Here is a 1,536-nt window from a genome sequence, read left to right on the forward strand (position 1 = left end):
CCGATTTTGTTGAAAAACCCGGCGTGCTGGGTGGTTTGTTTTCGTGGTGGGTTTGGCTGCAAGCCTTTATGGTGTCAGGCTTTTCGCGGATGCTGCGGTGCAGGAAAGATCTTGGCGAGTTTGCGGAGGTTCTGGGCCGCGGCGGCGAGGAGGAATTCGTCGCTTGCGCCGCAGGGTCCTCGCAGTCGGAGCCGTCCGAGGCCGAGGATGCGCTTGAGGTGAGCAAACAGCATCTCGACCTTCTTTCGCAGCTTCATCGAGATCTCGTATTGGCGGGTCTGGGCGATGTCCCGGGCGATCTGGCGCGCATCTTCGTGTTCCTCGCGGGTGATCGATCTGGCATCGGCGTTCGGGCAGCACTTCTGTTTCGATGGGCAGGCCTGGCAGGTCAGTTTCAGCGCGCGGTATTTGGCGGTTCCCTTGCCGGTCGGGCCGCGGTTCGGGTCCGAATAGTTGCGGCGGAACTGTTTGAGCGCATGTCCTTCCGGGCAGATATACTGGTCGTTCGCGGCGTCCCATTCAAAGTCGGCCCGGGTCCATGTTCCATCGGTGCGGCCGGATTTGTCGAAGACAGGGATGTGCGGTGCGATGCCTTGGTCAACCAGCCAGCCCAGCATCGGCCCTGTGCCATAGGCGGTGTCGGCGATCAGGCGTTCAGGGCGAAGGTCGAACCTGTCCCTCACCCGCTTCAGCATGGTTTTGGTTGATCCGACCTCGGCCTGCCGGATTGATCGTGTCGCCTCGACATCGACAATCACGCCATGATCCGTGTCGATCAGGTAATTGTCGGAATAGCTGAAGAATGCCGGTCCCTTACGCGCCGCCGTCCACTGGCTGGCCGGATCGGAATGCGAGGTGAATTTCGGCTGGACCTCGCTGGCGGCACCAAATGCGGCCTTGTCCAACGTGTCAAGGTATTCGCGCACGGCGCGGGGTGCATCCGACGGGTCTATCAGCGTTGCATCCCAATCTTCCTTCGCTGTCGAGTTCTGCTTATTGGCATCCGCCTCGATCAGGCTGGCGTCCACGGCCAGTCGTTGCCCGCTCACCAACCCCTCCGCGATACAGCGCGCGACCGTGGTTTCAAACAGATGCCGCAGCAACTCGCTCTCGCGGAATCGGCCATGTCGGTTCTTGGAGAACGTCGAGTGATCCGGCACCCGGTCGGTCAGGTCCAAACGGCAGAACCAGCGATAGGCGAGGTTCAGATGCACCTCTTCGCACAGCCGCCGCTCGGACCGGATGCCGAAGCAATAGCCGACCAGAAGCATGCGGATCAGAAGTTCGGGATCGACCGAGGGGCGGCCCGTATGGCTATAGAAATCCGCCAGGTGAGCCCGAATACTGTCCAGATCGACAAAGCGATCAATCGACCGCAGCAGATGGTCCTGCGGGACATGATCCTCAAGCGAAAACGCGTAGAACAGTGCCGCTTGTGCTTCCTGCCGTGGACCCATCATTGCCGATCCTCCCGCCTGACAACGGAATTGAATCAGCGACCAGCCCACCAATCAAGGAGAGTTTTTCAACAAAATA

1 protein-coding gene is annotated in these 1,536 nt (G+C 60.2%); it reads right to left on the bottom strand.

Annotation, left to right across the window (positions count from 1 at the left end; all coding sequences use genetic code 11):
* Positions 1 to 74: 74 nt before the first annotated feature.
* Complete coding sequence (locus FNJ84_RS21700) at positions 75 to 1,460, bottom strand: IS1182 family transposase (RefSeq protein WP_143795270.1); 1,386 nt, start codon at positions 1,458 to 1,460, stop codon at positions 75 to 77.
* Between the last annotated feature and the right edge of the window lie 76 nt (positions 1,461 to 1,536).

Source organism: Paracoccus sp. M683 (assembly GCF_007096355.1).
In the GTDB taxonomy this organism is placed as follows: Bacteria; Pseudomonadota; Alphaproteobacteria; order Rhodobacterales; family Rhodobacteraceae; genus Paracoccus.

Excerpts from the sequence above, each read along its gene's own strand:
- FNJ84_RS21700 (WP_143795270.1), bottom strand. The coding sequence starts at position 1,460 with ATGATGGGTCCACGGCAGGAAGCACAAGCGGCACTGTTCTACGCGTTT.